Raw genomic sequence first — 15,339 nt, 5'->3', positions numbered from 1 at the left:
GGTGCGCCATCCGTGATTTGTCGCGCGCCACGCAACACCTGAGTCGCTTGACAGGCGCGCGCCACGGGACAGAACCGAAGCCATGCACATTCTAGCTTTCCTCATCCGCCGGGCCCTGCAGGCCGTGATCGTGATGTTCGTCATCTCGCTCATCGGCTTTTCCATCCAGGACAACCTCGGCGATCCGCTGCGCGAACTCGTGGGCCAGTCGGTCTCGGAGGAAGAGCGCGTCGCCCTGCGCGAGAAGCTGGGCCTCAACGACCCGTTCCTCGCACAGTATCTCCGGTTCCTCGGCAATGCCGTGCAGGGGGACCTGGGCACCTCGTATTTCTTCAAGCGCCCTGCCCTCGACGTGATCATGGACAAGTTCCCGGCCACGTTCGAGCTGGTGCTGGGCGCCGTCGTCATCTTCCTGTCGGTGTCGATCCCGGCGGGCATCTACTGTGCCATCAACCGCGACAGTTTCCTCACGCGGGTCATCATGACCGGGTCGATCATCGGCATCTCGATCCCGGTCTTCCTGACCGCGATCATGCTGGTCTGGATCTTCGGGGTCGAGCTGAAATGGCTGCCCGCCTTCGGGCGCGGCGACACGGTCGAGCTGCCATGGGGCTGGGATACCGGCCTTCTGACGGCGGATGGCTGGGCGCACCTGATCCTGCCCTCGGTCGCGCTCAGCTCGATCATGCTGCCGCTCTTCATCCGCCTGATCCGGGCCGAGATGATGGAGACGATGGCCACCGATTACGTGCGCTTCGCCCGCGCCAAGGGCCTTTCGACCCGGCGGGTGCGCTATGTCCACGCCTTCCGTAACACGCTTCTGCCGGTGGTGACGGTGGGCGGGCTGATGATCGGCACGCTCATCGCCTATACCATCCTGACCGAGACGGTGTTCCAGTGGCCGGGCATGGGCTTTCTCTTTCTCGAGGCGGTGAACCGGGTCGATACGCCCCTCATCATCGCCTACATCATCGTGGTCGGCCTGATCTTCGTGGTGGTCAACACCATCGTCGATTTCATCTACACGCTGATCAACCCCACCGTGAAACTGCCGGGGGCCAAATCATGATCACCTGGCGCTTTGTCTTCAAACGCTTCCTTGGCGACCCGGTGGCGATGGCCGCGGGCATCGTTTTGCTGCTGCTCATCCTGATGGCGATCTTCGCGCCCTTCATCGCGCCGCAGAACCCCTATGACCTGATGCAGCTCGACATCATGGACAGCGAGATGCCCCCGTCGTGGCGCGACGGCGGCGACGAACGCTTCCTGCTGGGCACCGACGCGCAGGGGCGCGGGGTGCTGTCGACCATCATGTACGGCACCGGCATCTCCCTCCTGATCGGGATCGGCGCGGTGATCGTGCAGGCCATCCTCGGCATCACGCTGGGGCTGATCGCCGGCTACAAGGGCGGCTGGATCGACGCCTTCCTGATGCGGCTGGCGGATATCCAGATGTCGCTCTCGACGCTGATGATCGCCATCATCGTGCTGGCCATCTTCAACGCCGCTTTCGATGCCAACACCTATGCCGATTACGCCATCTTCATGCTGATCCTGATCATCGGCGTCGCCGAATGGCCCAAGTTCGCCCGTACCGTGCGCAGCTCGGTCCTGGGCGAGAAGTCGAAGGAATATGTCGACGCCGCCCGGGTGATCGGCCTGCCGCCGCGCAAGGTGATGTGGGGGCATATCCTGCCCAACACGCTGACGCCGGTGCTGGTGATCTCGACTATCCAGGTGGCCGAGGCGATCATGACCGAGGCGGCGCTCTCCTTCCTCGGGCTCGGGATGCCGACCGACAAGCCGTCGCTGGGCTCGCTCATCCGCTCGGGGTTCGAGTTCATCTTCTCGGGCTCGTGGTGGATCACCCTCTACCCCGCCATCGTGCTGGTGGTGCTGATCCTGGCGCTGAACCTCCTGGGCGACTGGATGCGCGACGTGCTCAATCCGAAACTGCGGCGGGGAGAGGACTGATGGCGATGCTCGAAGTGCGCGACCTTCACGTGGCCTTTCCGCGCGGCAAGCGCGACGAGGTCGAGGCCCTGCGCGGGGTCGACCTGACGCTGGAGAAGGGCGAACGCCTTGGCGTTGTCGGCGAATCCGGCGCGGGCAAGTCGATGCTGGCCTTCGCCATCCTGAACCTGATTGCCGAGCCCGGCCGGGTGTCGGGCGGGACGATCAACTTTCACGGGGAAAACCTGCTGGCGCTGTCCGAGCGGAAGATCCGCAAGTTGCGCGGCAACCGCATCTCGATGATCTTCCAGGATCCGATGGTGACGCTGAACCCGGTGATGACGATCGGCGCCCAGATGATCGAGACGCTGCAGGCGCACCGGAAGATCTCCAAATCGCAGGCCCACAAGCTCTGCGTGGAAAAGCTGCGCATGGTCGCCATCCCCTCGGCCGAGAACCGGATGACCTCCTACCCGCACGAGCTGTCGGGTGGCCTCCGCCAGCGGGTCGTCATCGCCATCGCGCTGCTGACCGACCCGGAACTGATCATCGCCGACGAGCCCACCACCGCGCTCGACGTGACCATCCAGGCCGAGATCATGGCGCTCATCCTCAAGCTCTGCCGCGAGAATGACGTGGCGCTGATCCTGATCACCCACGACCTTGGCGTCGTGGCCGAGGTGACCGAGCGGATCATGATCATGTATGCCGGCAAATGCGTCGAGGAAGGCCCCACGCAGGAGATCATCCGCGGCCCGCAGCACCCCTATACCTACGGCCTGCTGCAGGCCCTGCCGCAGAACGCGGCGCGGGGCGAGCGGCTCTACCAGATCCCGGGCTCGATGCCGCCGATCACCGCCCTGCCCCAGGGCTGCGCCTATCACCCCCGCTGCAACCGCGCGACCGAGCGCTGCCGGCGGGAGATCCCCGAACGCGCGGGCGGCCACGCCGCCTGCTTCCACCCCCTGACCCCGGCGGAGGCCGCCTCATGAGCCAGCCCATCGTCGAAACCAAGGGCGTCGAGGTGCGCTTCGCGCTGCCGACGCACTTTCTGTCGCGCGAAACCCCGGTGCTGCACGCGCTGAACGGCGTCGACCTGGCCATCGAGCCCGGCGAAAGCTTCTGCGTCGTGGGCGAGTCGGGCTGTGGCAAGACCACGCTGGGCCGCGCCATCATCGGCCTGCTGAACCCCACCGAGGGCGAGATCCACTTCCAGGGCCGGCGCATCGACACCATGGACGAGACCGCCCGCAAGCCGGTGCGCCGCGACATGCAGATGGTGTTCCAGAACCCCTACGCCTCGCTCAACCCGCGCCGCAACGTGTTCGACACGCTGGCCGAGCCGGTGCGCCACCTGATGCCGGAAATGAACGCCCAGCAGGTGCGCCAGCGGGTGGAGGAGGTGCTGGATGCCACCGGCTGCGACCAGAGCTGGCAGCGCCGCCTGCCGCACGAGTTCTCGGGCGGGCAGCGCCAGCGCATCGCCATCGCCCGGGCGCTGGTCACCAACCCCGCCTTCATCGTCGCCGACGAGCCGATCTCGGCGCTCGACGTCTCGATCCAGGCGCAGATCCTCAACCTGCTGACCGATTTGCAGGCCGAGCGCGGGCTGACCTACCTCTTCATCACCCACGACCTGTCGGTGGTCGAGCATTTCGGCACCCGCGTCGCGGTGATGTACCTGGGCCGGATCATGGAGCTGGCGCGCGCCGAAGATCTCTTCGCTACGCCGAAGCACCCCTACACGCGCCTCCTGCTCGACGCGATCCCCAAGCTCGAGGGCGGCTCCTTCGACAACCCGCGCAAACCCGGCGAACTGCCCGACCCGGTCAACCCGCCGCCCGGCTGCCCCTTCGCGCCGCGCTGCCCCATGGCCGAGGCCGTCTGCCGCCAGGACCGCCCCGAACTGCGCACGCTCGCCAACGGCACCCAGGCCGCCTGCCACTTCGCCGAATAGCAAAAGGGCGGCCCCGGCAAAGGCGCCGCCCCATGCTTCTTCTTGGTCCAAATATCCCGGGGGAGACGTTGAAATCCTTCGGGATTTCAACGTCGGGGGCGGAGCCCCTATTCCGCCTCGTTCGCCGGGCTCGCGTTCAGCAGGCCATAGCGCTCGGCGCCGATGCTGTCATACAGGTCGATCTGCGTCTCGAGGAAGTCGATATGGCCCTCCTCGTCGGCGATCAGCTCCTCGAACAGGTTCTTCGAGACGTAATCGCCCACCTTCTCGCAATGGTCGCGCGCCTCGATATAGAGGGTGCGGGCGTCGTGTTCGGCGGCAAGGTCAGCATCGAGCGTCTCGCGCAGGGTCTCGCCGATGCGCAGCGTGTCGAGCTTCTGCAGGTTGGGGTGGCCGCCGAGGAAGATGATCCGCGTGATCAGCTTGTCGGCGTGGTGCATCTCCTCGATGCTTTCCTCGCGCGACTTGGCGGCGTTCTTGCCATAGCCCCAGTCTTCCTGGAGCCGGTAGTGCAGCCAGTACTGGCTGACCGCCGTGAGTTCGCTCCGCAGTGCCTTGTTAAGGTACTCGATAACCTTTTCGTCGCCCTTCATCGCTCGCTTCCTTTGATTCCTCGCGGCGCCGGTCGCGCCGCTGCATGGGTATGACAAAGGTGTCACACTGTTGCATGGTGTCAAGGAAGAGCGGCAGGCAGCCGCCGCAATCGGCCTTCTTGCCGAGCGCGCGATAGACCTTGCCGGGCGTGATGAGCGTGTCTTCGTCGGCCGCGCGCATCCAGTCCACGGCGGCGCGGATATCGCGGTCTGTGATCGACTGGCAATGGCAGATTATCATCTCGGCCTCATCATCGGATCGGGCTCGCCCCGTCCTGTTGCTGACTTCTGCACGATTCGGCGGCAGAAACCAGAGTTTTTCTGTCGGATACAGGGAAACGCGCGGCTTTGCCGCAGGTTCCCCCGCATCAATGAACGGTGACCCCCGCCATGTCCGCCGAGGGCAGCATGCCCGACAGGGTCGAGCGGTGCAGGTAGAGCCCGGCCTCGCGCGCCGCCTCGGTCAGCGGCAGCAGCAGCGGCCCCTCGACGATCAGCGAGCCCACCAGCATCGCGTCCTCCCGCTCGCCGGTGGCGGCGAGCATGATGAAATGGGCGAACACCGCCTCGTCTGCGCCGACGCAGGCACAGTGCGGCTGGTGCCGTATCAGCTTGCGCCGCCCGTGCCGCCCGATCATGCCCATCACGTCGTTGAGCGCCCGCTGGCAGGTCTTCGCCCGCGCCGCGCCCATCACCTCCAGCAGCAGCCGGGCGATATGGTCCTGCCCCTCCGGCCCGTCGGACCAGTGGCGCAGCGCCCGGACCAGCACGCGCTCGGCGCCGGAAAGGGTGTCGAACCCGGCGACGGGAAACCCGCCGCGCATGTCGCTGTGATGTTTCATCCGGGTCACTTCGTCAGGATAAGCTTGCCCATCCGGGTGATGCGCAGGGTGTAGATCTGGCCGTCCAGCGTGATCGTCGCGGTGGCGCCCTCGCCGATCAGCTCGCGGGCGTCGTATTGCGGCTGGGCCGTCGCCACGTCGCCATCGGGGGTTTTGCGAAGCGTCATCATGCCGGGCGCCCCTCGATCCGGTCGAGCAGGTGCTCGAGCACCATGTCGGGCGTCAGCAGCCCCGCCATGGCCATTTCCGCCGCCTGGTCGCGCGTGGGCAAGGCCCCCCGCACCGGCGCCGCCTGGCGCGTCACCCGTTCAGCAATCATCCGTCGCTCCTTTCCTGGTGTCCTGGGCTGATGGCTGACCGCTGCGGGTTGGCTGGTTTCATTTCTGACTTTTTCACTCAGCTTTGTCAATCCTGATTGTTTCACTGGGATTAGGCCATGCAGATCTTCGCCCGTGTCCCGCCCCGGGACTGCGCTGGCCCCGCCCCAGGACCGCCCCGGCCCCGCCCGAGAAAATCCCGCGCCCGCAAAAATCAGGACTCGCTTTGACGGCGCCTCTCTGGCAACCTGTATATACAATTCGGCCGAGCAGCCGGGCGCAAGGGAGAAGGACAACCCGATGTCCCAGCACTATCTCAAACAGGTGCCCATCGCGCTTCGTTCGCGACACAAGTCCGACCTGCGCACGCAGTTCGCCGCGCTGTGCTACCGGATCCGCAACGACAAGCCGGAATTCCTGTTGGTCACCTCGCGCGGGACCAAGCGCTGGATCATCCCCAAGGGCTGGCCGCTCGACGGGCACACCCCGGCCAACGCCGCGCTGCAGGAAGCGTGGGAGGAGGCGGGCGTGCTGGGCCGCGTGGCGGGCCCGAGCCTTGGGCTGTTCTCCTATCACAAATCCGCCCCGCAGGAGGGCGGGCTGCCCTGTGTCGCCATGGTCTACCCGGTGCGGGTGCGCGCGCTGGCCGACGACTATCCCGAAAAGGACGAGCGCAGGCGCAAGTGGATGCGCCGCAAGAAGGCGGCCGCCAAGGTCGAGGAGCCGGAGCTGGCCCAGATCATCCGCCGCTTCGACCCCAAGCTGCTGCGGTTCTGAGCGCGGGCCGCGCCGCTTGAAAACCGGGCCCGACAGTATAACTATTCCGCAATTGCGTGATGGAGTAGACGGTGTGATTCAGTACACCCTCAAATGCGACAAGGACCACCGCTTCGACAGCTGGTTCCAGTCGGCCGCGGCGTTCGACAAGCTGCAGTCGGCGGGCATGGTGGCCTGCGCGATCTGCGGCTCGACCCACGTGGAAAAGGCCCTGATGGCGCCCAGCGTGCGCGACAGCCGCCGCAAGACCCCGCAGGCGCCCGAGGCGCCCGACACCCCCCGCCCCCGCCCGCTTTCCGCCCCCGCGACCACCGCCGAACAGGCGCTGGCAGACCTGAAGCGCCATGTCGAGAAAAACTCGGAATACGTGGGCCTCAACTTCGCCCGCGAGGCCCGCCAGATGCACGAGGGCAGCGCGCCCGAACGCTCGATCTACGGCGAAGCCAAGCCCGAGGAGGCCCGCAAGCTGATCGAGGACGGCGTGCCGATCGCGCCCCTGCCCTTCCTGCCCAACCGGAAATCCAACTGAGGAGGCGGCGATGCATGTCGTGATCACCGGGGTCAGCCGGGGGATCGGCCACGCCCTTGCCGAGCGTTACCGCCGCATGGGCCACGAGGTGACGGGCACAGCCCGTTCCGGCGGGGCCGAGGTCGCTCTGGACGTGACAGAGTCCGACCAGTTCGAGGCGCTGGCCGCCCATGTCGACGGCAAGCCGGTCGACCTCCTCGTCTGCAACGCCGGCATCTATCCCGACAAGGGCCAGTCACTGGCCAGCGGCTTCGCGCCCGCAACATGGGCCGAGGTGATGGCCACCAACGTGACCGGCGTCTTCCTGGCGGTCCAGACCCTGATGACCGGGCTGCAACTGGCGAAACAGCCGAAGATCGCCATCCTCTCCAGCCGCCTGGGCAGTGACGAGCTCGCCGCCGGGGGAAGCTATGTCTACCGCGCCTCCAAGGCCGCCGCGCTCAACCTCGGGCGCAACCTGGCCGTCGACCTGAAGGAGCTGGATATCGCCGTGGGCATCTACCACCCCGGCTGGGTCCGCACCGACATGGGCGGGGAAAAGGGCGAGGTCGGTGTCGGCGACAGCGCCGATGGCCTGATCGCCGAGTTCGACCGCCTGACCCTCGACACCACCGGCTGCTTTCGCACATGGGACGGCCGCGACCTGCCCTTCTGAGCTCCGGCCCGATTACTTAACCCCGTGCTTCTTCTGGCTAAAAATATCCCCGCCGGAGGCATCCGACAGCCCCACTTGGAACCGCCGCTTCAGGTCCGAACCCACCGGTGCATCACGTCCCCGCCCACCTGCCGGACCTCGGCCAAGGCAAACCGCTCCGCCTCGTCCAGCGACGAAATGCCCATCGCCCCCACCGAGGGCAGCCCCTCGGCCCCCACGGCGAAGCCGGCAGTGAACCCCACAAGCTCATCGACCAGCCCGGCCGACAGGAGCGAGGCCGCCAGCGCCCCGCCGCCCTCGCAGAACACCCGCGTCAGCCCCTCGGCCCCGAGCGCCGCACAGACCGAGACCGGGTCGATCTGCCGGCCCGTCAGCTCGCAGGGCAGCAGCTTTGCGCCGAAACCCTGCCAGGCCGCGACCCGATCCTCGTCCGCATCCGGCCCGTGGCACAGCCACACCGGCACCTCGCCCGCCGTCCGGGCCAGCTTGCCATCCTGCGGCAAGTCCAGCCTGCGCGAGACGACCACCCGCACCGGCTGCCGCGCCACGCCAAGGCCCCGCACGGTCAGCATCGGGTCGTCGGCCCGTGCCGTGCCCGCCCCCACCATCACCGCGTCGTGCCGCGCGCGCAGCCCGTGGACAAGCCGCCGCGCCTCGGGCCCGGTGATCCACTGGCTGTGCCCGCTGGCGGTGGCGATGCGCCCGTCGAAGGAGCTGGCGAGTTTCAGGGTGATCCACGGCCGACCCTCGGTGGCCTTGCGGAAGAATCCGACGAGGTCGGCCGCGGCCTCGTCTGCAAGCACGCCGGTCACCACTTCGACGCCGGCCGCGCGCAGCATGGCAAAGCCCCGGCCGGAGACCCGTGTGTCGCTGTCCTCCAGCGGCGCCACGACGCGGGCGATGCCCGCCTCGATCAGCGCCTCGGCACAGGGCGGCGTCTGTCCGTGATGCGCGCAAGGTTCGAGGCTGACATAGGCGGTTGCCCCCCTGGCCGCCGCCCCCGCCTCTGCCAGCGCCACGCGCTCCGCATGGGGCCGGCCGCCCGGTTGCGTCCAGCCGCGCCCGACGATCCGGCCGCCCTGCACGATCACGCAGCCCACGGCCGGGTTGGGCCAGCATTGCCCCTGCCCGCGCCGCCCGAGCGACAGCGCGAGGCGCATGTACCGGATGTCGGTGTCGCTCACTCGTCCGCGGGCGCGTCTTCCGCGGCGTTCGGGCGCAGCTCGCTCACGAACTTGTCGAAATCGTCCGCCGCCTGGAAGTTCTTGTAAACGCTGGCAAACCGCACGTAGGCCACGGTGTCGATCCGGGCCAGGCTTTCCATCACGATCTCGCCCACCGTCTTCGACGGGATATCGGTCTCGCCCAGGCTTTCCAGCCGCCGCACGATGCCCGAGATCATCTGCTCTACCCGTTCGGGTTCCACCGGGCGCTTCTGCAGCGCGATCCGGATCGAGCGTTCCAGCTTGTCGCGGTCGAAATCCTCGCGCCGCCCGTTGGTCTTGACGACCACGAGGTCGCGCAGTTGCACCCGCTCGTAGGTGGTGAACCGGCCCCCGCAGGCCGGGCAGAACCGCCGCCGCCGGATCGACACGTGATCCTCTGCCGGACGCGAGTCCTTCACCTGTGTATCAATGTTTCCGCAAAACGGGCACCGCATCGCCCCAGCCCCTTCTCTTCTCTGCCTCGTTGGTTATGGGTCTCTGGCCCATTTATCCACAGCCACTATAGGGCAGCCGCAAAGTTTTGGGTAGAGGGGATTTTGCGGCGCTATATGAAGGGGAGCTTGGTGTTGCGCCCGGCCCAGGGCATCGCTTTCGGCGGTCTGCCGGGCCGGGCGCGCGTCAGGTCAGGGTGTTATTCGGCGGCCTCGGCCGCCTTTTCCGGCACGGTGAACCCGAAGCCGGCACGTTCCATCTGGGTCAGCGTGCGCATCGCCATCTTGGTCTGCGCTTTCTTGGCCTCTTTCCACGCGGCCTTGCGGTCTTCCTTGCTGGCCTCGGGATTGGCGGCGCGGTACTGCTGGGCGAAATGCAGGTACGCCAGTTTGCGGCCGGCCCAGCGGCGCTGTTTCTGCTCTTCGGTGAGCGGGGTCTTGGTTTTGGCTTCAGCCATCTTTTATAGTCCTTTCGACTGTTACCGGGCGCGGGTCGCGCCACGGCCGATACGGGCGATCTTGCCCTGATTCGCTTTTATTCCCTTTTTGGAATCGCGCAACGGATGTTTGCGGCGCCCCTGCGAAATCCGGCCGAACGGGTCAGCCGGACACAGCCAGGTGCGCGGCCACCTTCCGGAGGTGCGGGCGGTCGCGATGCTCGAAGACGTAGAGCCCCTGCCAGGTGCCAAGCACCATGCGCCCGCCGCTCACCGGGATCGACAGGCTGACCGGCATCATCGCCGCCTTGATATGGGCGGGCATGTCGTCGGGCCCTTCCATCGTGTGCCGCAGGTAGCCCATCGACGGGTCGTCCGAGGGCGGCACGAGGCGCGAAAAATAGGCCAGCAGGTCGCGCTGCACGTCCGGGTCGGCGTTTTCCTGGATCAGCAGGCTGGCCGAGGTGTGGCGGATGAAAAGCGTCAGCAGCCCCTCGTCCGCGCCCGCCTCGCGCAGCCAGCGGTCCACCTGCCCGGTGAACTCGTAAAGCCCCTGCCCCCGCGTCTCGATGCCGAAACTGGTCTGCATGTCGCTCAGCACCGCTGCCATGCGTGGCTGTCGAGGTTCCAGCACTGCCCGTTGGCTTCCTTGCGCTCGAAGACCGGGTAGAAATCATGCGCGCCCACCGTGCCGGGGCTGCACTGCACCTCGGCCAGCACCTGGCCGCCCTTTGCCACGGTCACCCCGCCGGTGACCTGCGGATCGCCCTGTGCCATCCGGTCGACACTGTAATTGAGCGCATAGGAATAGCCCGCGTTATGAAGCGTCAGCTCCTCCCACAGGTAGCGCCCGACGCCGTTCCACGGCTGCAGGTCCACCTCGGTCACGTGGCGTTCCAGCACCAGCTCCGCCGCGCGGCCCGCGGGCCCGTAGCGATAGACCGCAACGTCGCCCACCAGGCAGAGGTCGATGGCCTTGCTACCCGCCTGACACTGGAACAGCGGGATGCCCGCGCAGCCGGATTGCGCGGCGGCGGTGCCGGGAGCTAGGGGCGACAGGACAAGGCAGGCGGCAATGAGGGACAGGCGCATCGGCGGTCTCCGGAAATGACATGAACCAACTGCCAACAGACATACGCCATGCACCCCGCGCCCGGCAACGGCGATGACGCAATCGCGCCCGGGGGCCTTTACCCTGCGCCCGCCAGCGGGCATGACGGGGCAGACCGCCATTCCCGGACCCTCGATCCCGATGCTGCCCATCCTGCTTACCGGCCTGCTGCCCGTCTTCCTGCTCGTCCTGCTGGGCGGGGCGGTGCGCAACCGGCTGAGCGAGAACGCCTGGGCCGGGCTCGACCGGCTGAATTTCGAGATCCTCTTTCCGGCGCTCATCTTCACCGCCGCCGCCTCCCGGCCGATCGAACCGGCCAGCCTGCTGATCGTGGGCCCGCTGGTGTGGGCGGTGCTGGCGCTGGGGCTGGCGCTTGGCTGGCTCGCCCGGCCGTTCGGGCCCGAGAAGTTCCTCGACTTCGCCGGTTGCTGGCAATCGGCCTGGCGGTTCAACACGGCCTTGGGCTTCGTTCTGGTGCAGGCGCTGCCTTCGGCCGATATCGGGCTCTACTCGGTCACCATCGGCCTCGGCATCCCGATGGCCAACATCTTCGCCGTCTCGGCCCTGTCGCGCGGGACGGGGCTGACGGCGGGGGCGATGCTGCGGCGGGTGGCGCTCAACCCCTTCCTGCTGGCCAGCCTCGCGGGCGTGGCGGTGGGGCTGTCGCAGGTCACCATCCCCGCGCCGGTGCTGGCGCCGGTGACACTGCTGGCGGAGGCGGCGATCCCGGTGGCGCTCATCTCCATCGGGGCGACGCTCAACTGGCGCGCGCTGGGGCGGATGAACCGCTTTACCGGGGTGATCGTGGCGACCAAGCTGGTGATCCTGCCGCTGACGGTAACGCTGGTGGCGCTGGCGCTCGGCTCCTCGGCGCCGATCGTGCCGGTTCTGGTGGTCTTCGCCGCGCTCCCCACGGCCTCGGCGGCGCATGTGCTGGCCTCGGGGTTCGGCGCCGACCGGCGGCTGGCGGCGACGCTCATTGCCCAGACGACGATCCTCAGTGCGGTGACGTTGCCGGTCTGGATGAGTGTGGCGGAGTGGCTGGCGGGGCGGTAGGCCCGTAGGCCGGGCTTCAGCCCGGCACCTCCCCGGCACAACCCAACCCCTGATCCTCCCTTACCGTGGCCGTCCGACGCGCGCGTCCGCCCGGAATCAAGCCGCGCCAAGGCGCGGCGCCGGGCTATCGGCGATTGCTTGCAATCGCCTGCCGCAAGTGAATTGCAACGCAATTCACGATAGGCGAGCGCCCGCTGCCCGGCAGGCGATTGCAGTGCAATCGCCGAGAGGGGCCCGTCCCCACGGGCAGGCGCTTTCGAGGTGTATCATGACGTTCATAAGGAAGATGTACGCGGCGTCATAAAGCGTGAGCCAAACCCGTAGCAGCGCCTCCCCACGGGCCGGCGCTCTCCCGGCGGGTTTCCCTGGCAACGTATTGGAGCCGCCGCCGGTTCGGGACTGCCAAACTGTCCCTCACCGGGCCCGGTCGAACAGCCGCTCCCCCTGCTCGTCGATCAGCCGCTGCGCCTTGCGCACCGACTCGGCGGCGGCGCCGTCGAGGTCGCTCACCATGTCGGCCCGGATAAGATGGTGCGCCTTCATCTCGCCCCCCACCTCCTTCTCGATCCGCGCGGCGACACGGTAGGTGCTGCCCTCCCTGATCGGCTCGGGATGGATGGTGAAGCCCTCGTACTCGACCGGGTCGTGCGCGGGCGCCGAGCCCTTGCCCCAACCTTTGTCCGAGCCGGAGCCGGACCCGAAGAGACGTGACAAGAGCGACATGGGCGGTTTCCCTTCCGGCTGATCCTCTGCCCGGCCATGCCGGACAGCGCAAAGGGTGGTGCGGCGGTCGGGCTGTGTCAAGGTTGGGGGCATTCCCGCGGCGGTTCCTCGGCCTGACCTGAAAGCCAGTAAAACCGGTCCGCCCGATCACTCCACGCTCGACGCGAAGACGTCGATCTCACAGCCAAGCTCGCAGGCTAACTCGGAAATCTCAGGCGGAATGGTGACATGCACGTCTTCCTCGGCCCCGCGCCCCGTGACGACCAGCGCGATCTTGAACGTCGTCCCCCCTCCCAGCTCTCTCAGTTTTTCGCGCCTGTTCGTCACTTCCATCGCAAAGGCTGTCAGGCGGGCCGCGCCCCGTTCCGTCGGGTCATTGACCGAGAAGATCACGCTGTTCCGTCGGGGGACGATCCTCTCCGGATTGCGCTCACCGCGGTTCGCGTGGCTTGCACCGGGGAAGCCAAGGAACCCTGCAACCTCCTTCGCATCACCGTCGAAGTCATGGATGTAAAACCGATATTCGGTCATCGCGGCGCCCCGCCGTGGTCCATCTCAAACAAATGCTCGCCCCCGGTCTCACGCACTGCCGGCCCTGAACGCAAAACGGGCCGTCTCTCGACAGCCCGCCAAGTCCATGTCCGGCTGTACAGCCCGCTCACTGATCCAGGAACGACCGCAGCTTCCGCGACCGGCTCGGGTGCTTCAGCTTGCGCAGCGCCTTGGCCTCGATCTGGCGGATCCGTTCGCGGGTCACGCTGAACTGCTGGCCCACCTCCTCGAGCGTGTGGTCGGTGTTCATGCCGATGCCGAAGCGCATCCGCAAAACCCGTTCCTCGCGCGGGGTGAGCGAGGAGAGCACCCGCGTGGTGGTTTCCTTCAGGTTGTCCTGAATGGCCGAATCCAGCGGCAGGATGACGTTCTTGTCCTCGATGAAATCGCCGAGCTGGCTGTCTTCCTCGTCGCCGATGGGCGTTTCGAGCGAAATCGGCTCCTTGGCGATCTTCATCACCTTGCGGACCTTCTCGAGCGGCATCTGCAGCTTCTCGGCAAGCTCTTCCGGCGTCGGCTCCCGCCCGATCTCGTGCAGCATCTGGCGGCCGGTGCGGACCAGCTTGTTGATCGTCTCGATCATGTGCACCGGAATGCGGATGGTGCGCGCCTGGTCGGCGATCGAGCGGGTGATGGCCTGCCGGATCCACCAGGTCGCGTAGGTCGAGAACTTGTAGCCGCGGCGGTATTCGAACTTGTCGACCGCCTTCATCAGGCCGATGTTCCCCTCCTGGATGAGGTCGAGGAACTGCAGGCCCCGGTTGGTGTATTTCTTGGCGATCGAGATCACCAGCCGCAGGTTCGCCTCGACCATTTCCTTCTTGGCGTTGCGGGCTTCCTTCTCGCCCTTCTGCACCTGCGCCACGATGCGGCGGAATTCGCTGATGTCGAGGCCCACGTACTGGCCCACCTGCGCCATGTCGGCGCGCAGCTCGGCCACCTTGCCGGGCGAGCGCTCCATGAACGCCTGCCAGCCGCGGCCCGACTTGGCCGCCATGTCGTCGATCCAGTTCGGATCCAGCTCGCGCCCGCGGTATTCGTCGACGAATTCCTTGCGGTTGATGCGGGCCTGGTCGGCCAGCTTCACCATCGCGCTGTCGATCTGCATGATCCGGCGGTTGATGCCGTAAAGCTGGTCGATCAGCGCCTCGATCCGGTTGTTGTGAAGGTGCAGCGAGTTGACCAGCTGCACGATTTCCGAGCGCAGCGTCTGGTAGGTGTCTTCCTGCGCCTGGGAGAACGAGCCGTCCTCGTTCAGGGTGGCCGAGATCCGGCTGTCCTGCATCGCCGCCAGTTTCTCGTAATCGTTGGCGATCCGGTCGAGCGTTTCCAGCACGCGCGGCTTCAGCGCGGCCTCCATCGCGGCGAGGCTCATGTTGGCCTGTTCGTCCTCGTCCTCGTCCCCGTCATCCTCGCGCGAGAGCGGGTTGCCGTCGGCGTCGAGCTCGGGCTCCGAGCCGCTGTCCTTCTGGCCGCCGCCCGAGGGGGCCGAGGCCATGTTCGCCGCCTCGACCATCGGCTCGCCTTCCTCGTCGCCCATCTGGCCCGAGAAGGTGGTCTCCAAGTCGATCACGTCGCGCAGCAGGATGTCCTCGCCCAGAAGCTCGTCGCGCCAGATGGTGATGGCCTGGAAGGTCAGCGGGCTTTCGCACAGCCCCGCGATCATCGTGTTCCGCCCCGCCTCGATCCGCTTGGCGATGGCGATCTCGCCCTCGCGGCTGAGCAGTTCGACAGAGCCCATCTCGCGCAGGTACATGCGCACCGGGTCGTCGGTACGGTCGAGCTTCTCTTCCTTGCCGGAACCCAGCGTCAACTCGCCCTTGCGGCCGATCTCGGCCACGGCGGTCGATTTCTGCTCTTCCTCCTCGGCTTCCTCGTCCTCGATGATGTTGATGCCCATCTCCGACAGCATCGACATCACGTCCTCGATTTGCTCGCTGCCCACCTGGTCGGGCGGCAGGACCTTGTTGAGCTGATCGTAGGTGATGAAACCTTTCTCACGCGCCTCGGCGATCATCTTCTTGACCGCGGCCTGGCTCATGTCGAGCGAGATTTCAGCCTCCTGATCTTCGGGCTTCTGGTCGTCGTTGTCCTTGGCGGCCATGAACGTCTCCTGAACAGTGGGCGGGTGATTCGCGGATAATCCGAATCAATAGCGCGAATAGGTGATTCGCAAACCC

Annotated in this window: 21 protein-coding genes; 8 read left to right on the top strand and 13 right to left on the bottom strand. The window is 66.8% G+C overall.

The window, feature by feature from the left end:
* Window positions 1-82 precede the first annotated feature (82 nt).
* The 4 genes from ACO07J_RS06260 to ACO07J_RS06245 are packed head-to-tail and all read left to right on the top strand — an operon-like array spanning window position 83 to window position 3,910.
* Window positions 83-1,069 (top strand): ABC transporter permease, encoded by a 987-nt coding sequence (locus ACO07J_RS06260; protein ID WP_422027329.1) that lies wholly within the window; start codon window positions 83-85, stop codon window positions 1,067-1,069.
* A complete protein-coding gene (locus ACO07J_RS06255; protein ID WP_422027327.1) occupies window positions 1,066-1,974 on the top strand; it encodes an ABC transporter permease in 909 nt (302 codons plus the stop codon). The genes ACO07J_RS06260 and ACO07J_RS06255 overlap by 4 nt, the downstream gene beginning before the upstream one ends.
* Window positions 1,974-2,945 (top strand): ABC transporter ATP-binding protein, encoded by a 972-nt coding sequence (locus ACO07J_RS06250; protein ID WP_422027325.1) that lies wholly within the window; start codon window positions 1,974-1,976, stop codon window positions 2,943-2,945. Before ACO07J_RS06255 ends, ACO07J_RS06250 begins: the two co-directional genes overlap by 1 nt.
* The gene (locus ACO07J_RS06245) at window positions 2,942-3,910 is read left to right on the top strand and encodes an ABC transporter ATP-binding protein (protein WP_422027323.1); all 969 of its coding nucleotides are present in this window, start codon (window positions 2,942-2,944) and stop codon (window positions 3,908-3,910) included. The genes ACO07J_RS06250 and ACO07J_RS06245 overlap by 4 nt, the downstream gene beginning before the upstream one ends.
* 107 nt (window positions 3,911-4,017) lie before the next feature.
* On the opposite strand, the gene bfr is transcribed toward ACO07J_RS06245, so the two are convergent.
* The 5 genes from bfr to ACO07J_RS06220 form a co-directional block, all read right to left on the bottom strand.
* Window positions 4,018-4,503 carry a bacterioferritin gene (bfr, locus tag ACO07J_RS06240; RefSeq protein ID WP_422027321.1) on the bottom strand — a complete coding sequence of 162 codons (486 nt, stop codon included), beginning with the start codon at window positions 4,501-4,503 and terminating at the stop codon, window positions 4,018-4,020.
* Window positions 4,469-4,744 carry a (2Fe-2S)-binding protein gene (locus ACO07J_RS06235; RefSeq protein ID WP_422027319.1) on the bottom strand — a complete coding sequence of 92 codons (276 nt, stop codon included), beginning with the start codon at window positions 4,742-4,744 and terminating at the stop codon, window positions 4,469-4,471. The genes bfr and ACO07J_RS06235 overlap by 35 nt, the downstream gene beginning before the upstream one ends.
* A 127-nt stretch (window positions 4,745-4,871) precedes the next feature.
* The gene (locus ACO07J_RS06230; protein WP_422027317.1) at window positions 4,872-5,345 is read right to left on the bottom strand and encodes a hypothetical protein; all 474 of its coding nucleotides are present in this window, start codon (window positions 5,343-5,345) and stop codon (window positions 4,872-4,874) included.
* A gap of 5 nt (window positions 5,346-5,350) precedes the next feature.
* On the bottom strand, window positions 5,351-5,512 hold the full coding sequence (gene hemP / locus ACO07J_RS06225) for a hemin uptake protein HemP (protein ID WP_422029717.1): 162 nt from the start codon (window positions 5,510-5,512) through the stop codon (window positions 5,351-5,353).
* Entirely contained in the window at window positions 5,512-5,664 is a 153-nt protein-coding gene (locus ACO07J_RS06220; protein ID WP_422027315.1) for a hypothetical protein, read from the bottom strand. The genes hemP and ACO07J_RS06220 overlap by 1 nt, the downstream gene beginning before the upstream one ends.
* 298 nt (window positions 5,665-5,962) lie before the next feature.
* Here ACO07J_RS06220 and ACO07J_RS06215 point away from each other — a divergent pair, with 298 nt between their 5' ends.
* The 3 genes from ACO07J_RS06215 (at window position 5,963) to ACO07J_RS06205 (ending at window position 7,623) form a co-directional block, all read left to right on the top strand.
* Complete coding sequence (locus tag ACO07J_RS06215; protein ID WP_422027313.1) at window positions 5,963-6,439, top strand: NUDIX hydrolase; 477 nt, start codon at window positions 5,963-5,965, stop codon at window positions 6,437-6,439.
* A 73-nt stretch (window positions 6,440-6,512) separates the two neighbouring features.
* Window positions 6,513-6,968 (top strand): DUF1178 family protein, encoded by a 456-nt coding sequence (locus ACO07J_RS06210; RefSeq protein WP_422027311.1) that lies wholly within the window; start codon window positions 6,513-6,515, stop codon window positions 6,966-6,968.
* Between the two features lie 10 nt (window positions 6,969-6,978).
* Window positions 6,979-7,623, top strand: a complete 645-nt coding sequence (locus ACO07J_RS06205) for an SDR family NAD(P)-dependent oxidoreductase (RefSeq protein WP_422027309.1) — start codon at window positions 6,979-6,981, stop codon at window positions 7,621-7,623.
* Between the two features lie 89 nt (window positions 7,624-7,712).
* On the opposite strand, the gene ribD is transcribed toward ACO07J_RS06205, so the two are convergent.
* From ribD to ACO07J_RS06180, 5 genes are all read right to left on the bottom strand, one after another.
* Entirely contained in the window at window positions 7,713-8,807 is a 1,095-nt protein-coding gene (ribD, locus tag ACO07J_RS06200; RefSeq protein WP_422027307.1) for a bifunctional diaminohydroxyphosphoribosylaminopyrimidine deaminase/5-amino-6-(5-phosphoribosylamino)uracil reductase RibD, read from the bottom strand.
* Window positions 8,804-9,283, bottom strand: a complete 480-nt coding sequence (gene nrdR, locus ACO07J_RS06195) for a transcriptional regulator NrdR (protein ID WP_300892178.1) — start codon at window positions 9,281-9,283, stop codon at window positions 8,804-8,806. Before nrdR ends, ribD begins: the two co-directional genes overlap by 4 nt.
* Before the next feature lie 197 nt (window positions 9,284-9,480).
* Entirely contained in the window at window positions 9,481-9,738 is a 258-nt protein-coding gene (locus ACO07J_RS06190) for a hypothetical protein (protein WP_422027305.1), read from the bottom strand.
* A 142-nt stretch (window positions 9,739-9,880) separates the two neighbouring features.
* Window positions 9,881-10,306 (bottom strand): secondary thiamine-phosphate synthase enzyme YjbQ, encoded by a 426-nt coding sequence (locus tag ACO07J_RS06185; RefSeq protein ID WP_422029715.1) that lies wholly within the window; start codon window positions 10,304-10,306, stop codon window positions 9,881-9,883.
* A 5-nt stretch (window positions 10,307-10,311) separates the two neighbouring features.
* Window positions 10,312-10,809: a hypothetical protein gene (locus ACO07J_RS06180; RefSeq protein ID WP_422027303.1), complete on the bottom strand. Its 498-nt coding sequence runs from the start codon at window positions 10,807-10,809 to the stop codon at window positions 10,312-10,314.
* A gap of 73 nt (window positions 10,810-10,882) precedes the next feature.
* Between ACO07J_RS06180 and ACO07J_RS06175 the strand changes: the two genes are divergently transcribed.
* Complete coding sequence (locus tag ACO07J_RS06175; protein WP_422027301.1) at window positions 10,883-11,884, top strand: AEC family transporter; 1,002 nt, start codon at window positions 10,883-10,885, stop codon at window positions 11,882-11,884.
* Between the two features lie 414 nt (window positions 11,885-12,298).
* Here the strand turns inward: ACO07J_RS06175 and ACO07J_RS06170 are convergent, their stop codons facing one another.
* From ACO07J_RS06170 to rpoD, 3 genes are all read right to left on the bottom strand, one after another.
* Window positions 12,299-12,607, bottom strand: a complete 309-nt coding sequence (locus tag ACO07J_RS06170) for an HlyU family transcriptional regulator (protein ID WP_422027299.1) — start codon at window positions 12,605-12,607, stop codon at window positions 12,299-12,301.
* Between the two features lie 147 nt (window positions 12,608-12,754).
* The gene (locus ACO07J_RS06165; protein WP_422027297.1) at window positions 12,755-13,138 is read right to left on the bottom strand and encodes a hypothetical protein; all 384 of its coding nucleotides are present in this window, start codon (window positions 13,136-13,138) and stop codon (window positions 12,755-12,757) included.
* A gap of 127 nt (window positions 13,139-13,265) precedes the next feature.
* Entirely contained in the window at window positions 13,266-15,263 is a 1,998-nt protein-coding gene (gene rpoD / locus ACO07J_RS06160; RefSeq protein WP_422027295.1) for an RNA polymerase sigma factor RpoD, read from the bottom strand.
* Window positions 15,264-15,339: the final 76 nt, after the last annotated feature.

Origin of the sequence: Roseovarius sp. (genome assembly GCF_965228755.1) — a bacterium.
Classification (GTDB): Bacteria; Pseudomonadota; Alphaproteobacteria; order Rhodobacterales; family Rhodobacteraceae; genus Roseovarius.
Note: the sequence above shows the minus strand (reverse complement) of the source record. Positions and strands in the feature narration are given on the sequence as shown.

Excerpts from the sequence above, each read along its gene's own strand:
- ACO07J_RS06260 (WP_422027329.1), top strand. The coding sequence starts at position 83 with ATGCACATTCTAGCTTTCCTCATCCGCCGGGCCCTGCAGGCCGTGATC.
- ACO07J_RS06255 (WP_422027327.1), top strand. The coding sequence starts at position 1,066 with ATGATCACCTGGCGCTTTGTCTTCAAACGCTTCCTTGGCGACCCGGTG.
- ACO07J_RS06250 (WP_422027325.1), top strand. The coding sequence starts at position 1,974 with ATGGCGATGCTCGAAGTGCGCGACCTTCACGTGGCCTTTCCGCGCGGC.
- ACO07J_RS06245 (WP_422027323.1), top strand. The coding sequence starts at position 2,942 with ATGAGCCAGCCCATCGTCGAAACCAAGGGCGTCGAGGTGCGCTTCGCG.
- bfr (WP_422027321.1), bottom strand. The coding sequence starts at position 4,503 with ATGAAGGGCGACGAAAAGGTTATCGAGTACCTTAACAAGGCACTGCGG.
- ACO07J_RS06235 (WP_422027319.1), bottom strand. The coding sequence starts at position 4,744 with ATGATAATCTGCCATTGCCAGTCGATCACAGACCGCGATATCCGCGCC.
- ACO07J_RS06230 (WP_422027317.1), bottom strand. The coding sequence starts at position 5,345 with ATGAAACATCACAGCGACATGCGCGGCGGGTTTCCCGTCGCCGGGTTC.
- hemP (WP_422029717.1), bottom strand. The coding sequence starts at position 5,512 with ATGACGCTTCGCAAAACCCCCGATGGCGACGTGGCGACGGCCCAGCCG.
- ACO07J_RS06220 (WP_422027315.1), bottom strand. The coding sequence starts at position 5,664 with ATGATTGCTGAACGGGTGACGCGCCAGGCGGCGCCGGTGCGGGGGGCC.
- ACO07J_RS06215 (WP_422027313.1), top strand. The coding sequence starts at position 5,963 with ATGTCCCAGCACTATCTCAAACAGGTGCCCATCGCGCTTCGTTCGCGA.
- ACO07J_RS06205 (WP_422027309.1), top strand. The coding sequence starts at position 6,979 with ATGCATGTCGTGATCACCGGGGTCAGCCGGGGGATCGGCCACGCCCTT.
- nrdR (WP_300892178.1), bottom strand. The coding sequence starts at position 9,283 with ATGCGGTGCCCGTTTTGCGGAAACATTGATACACAGGTGAAGGACTCG.
- ACO07J_RS06190 (WP_422027305.1), bottom strand. The coding sequence starts at position 9,738 with ATGGCTGAAGCCAAAACCAAGACCCCGCTCACCGAAGAGCAGAAACAG.
- ACO07J_RS06185 (WP_422029715.1), bottom strand. The coding sequence starts at position 10,306 with ATGCAGACCAGTTTCGGCATCGAGACGCGGGGGCAGGGGCTTTACGAG.
- ACO07J_RS06180 (WP_422027303.1), bottom strand. The coding sequence starts at position 10,809 with ATGCGCCTGTCCCTCATTGCCGCCTGCCTTGTCCTGTCGCCCCTAGCT.
- ACO07J_RS06175 (WP_422027301.1), top strand. The coding sequence starts at position 10,883 with ATGACGCAATCGCGCCCGGGGGCCTTTACCCTGCGCCCGCCAGCGGGC.
- ACO07J_RS06170 (WP_422027299.1), bottom strand. The coding sequence starts at position 12,607 with ATGTCGCTCTTGTCACGTCTCTTCGGGTCCGGCTCCGGCTCGGACAAA.
- ACO07J_RS06165 (WP_422027297.1), bottom strand. The coding sequence starts at position 13,138 with ATGACCGAATATCGGTTTTACATCCATGACTTCGACGGTGATGCGAAG.
- rpoD (WP_422027295.1), bottom strand. The coding sequence starts at position 15,263 with ATGGCCGCCAAGGACAACGACGACCAGAAGCCCGAAGATCAGGAGGCT.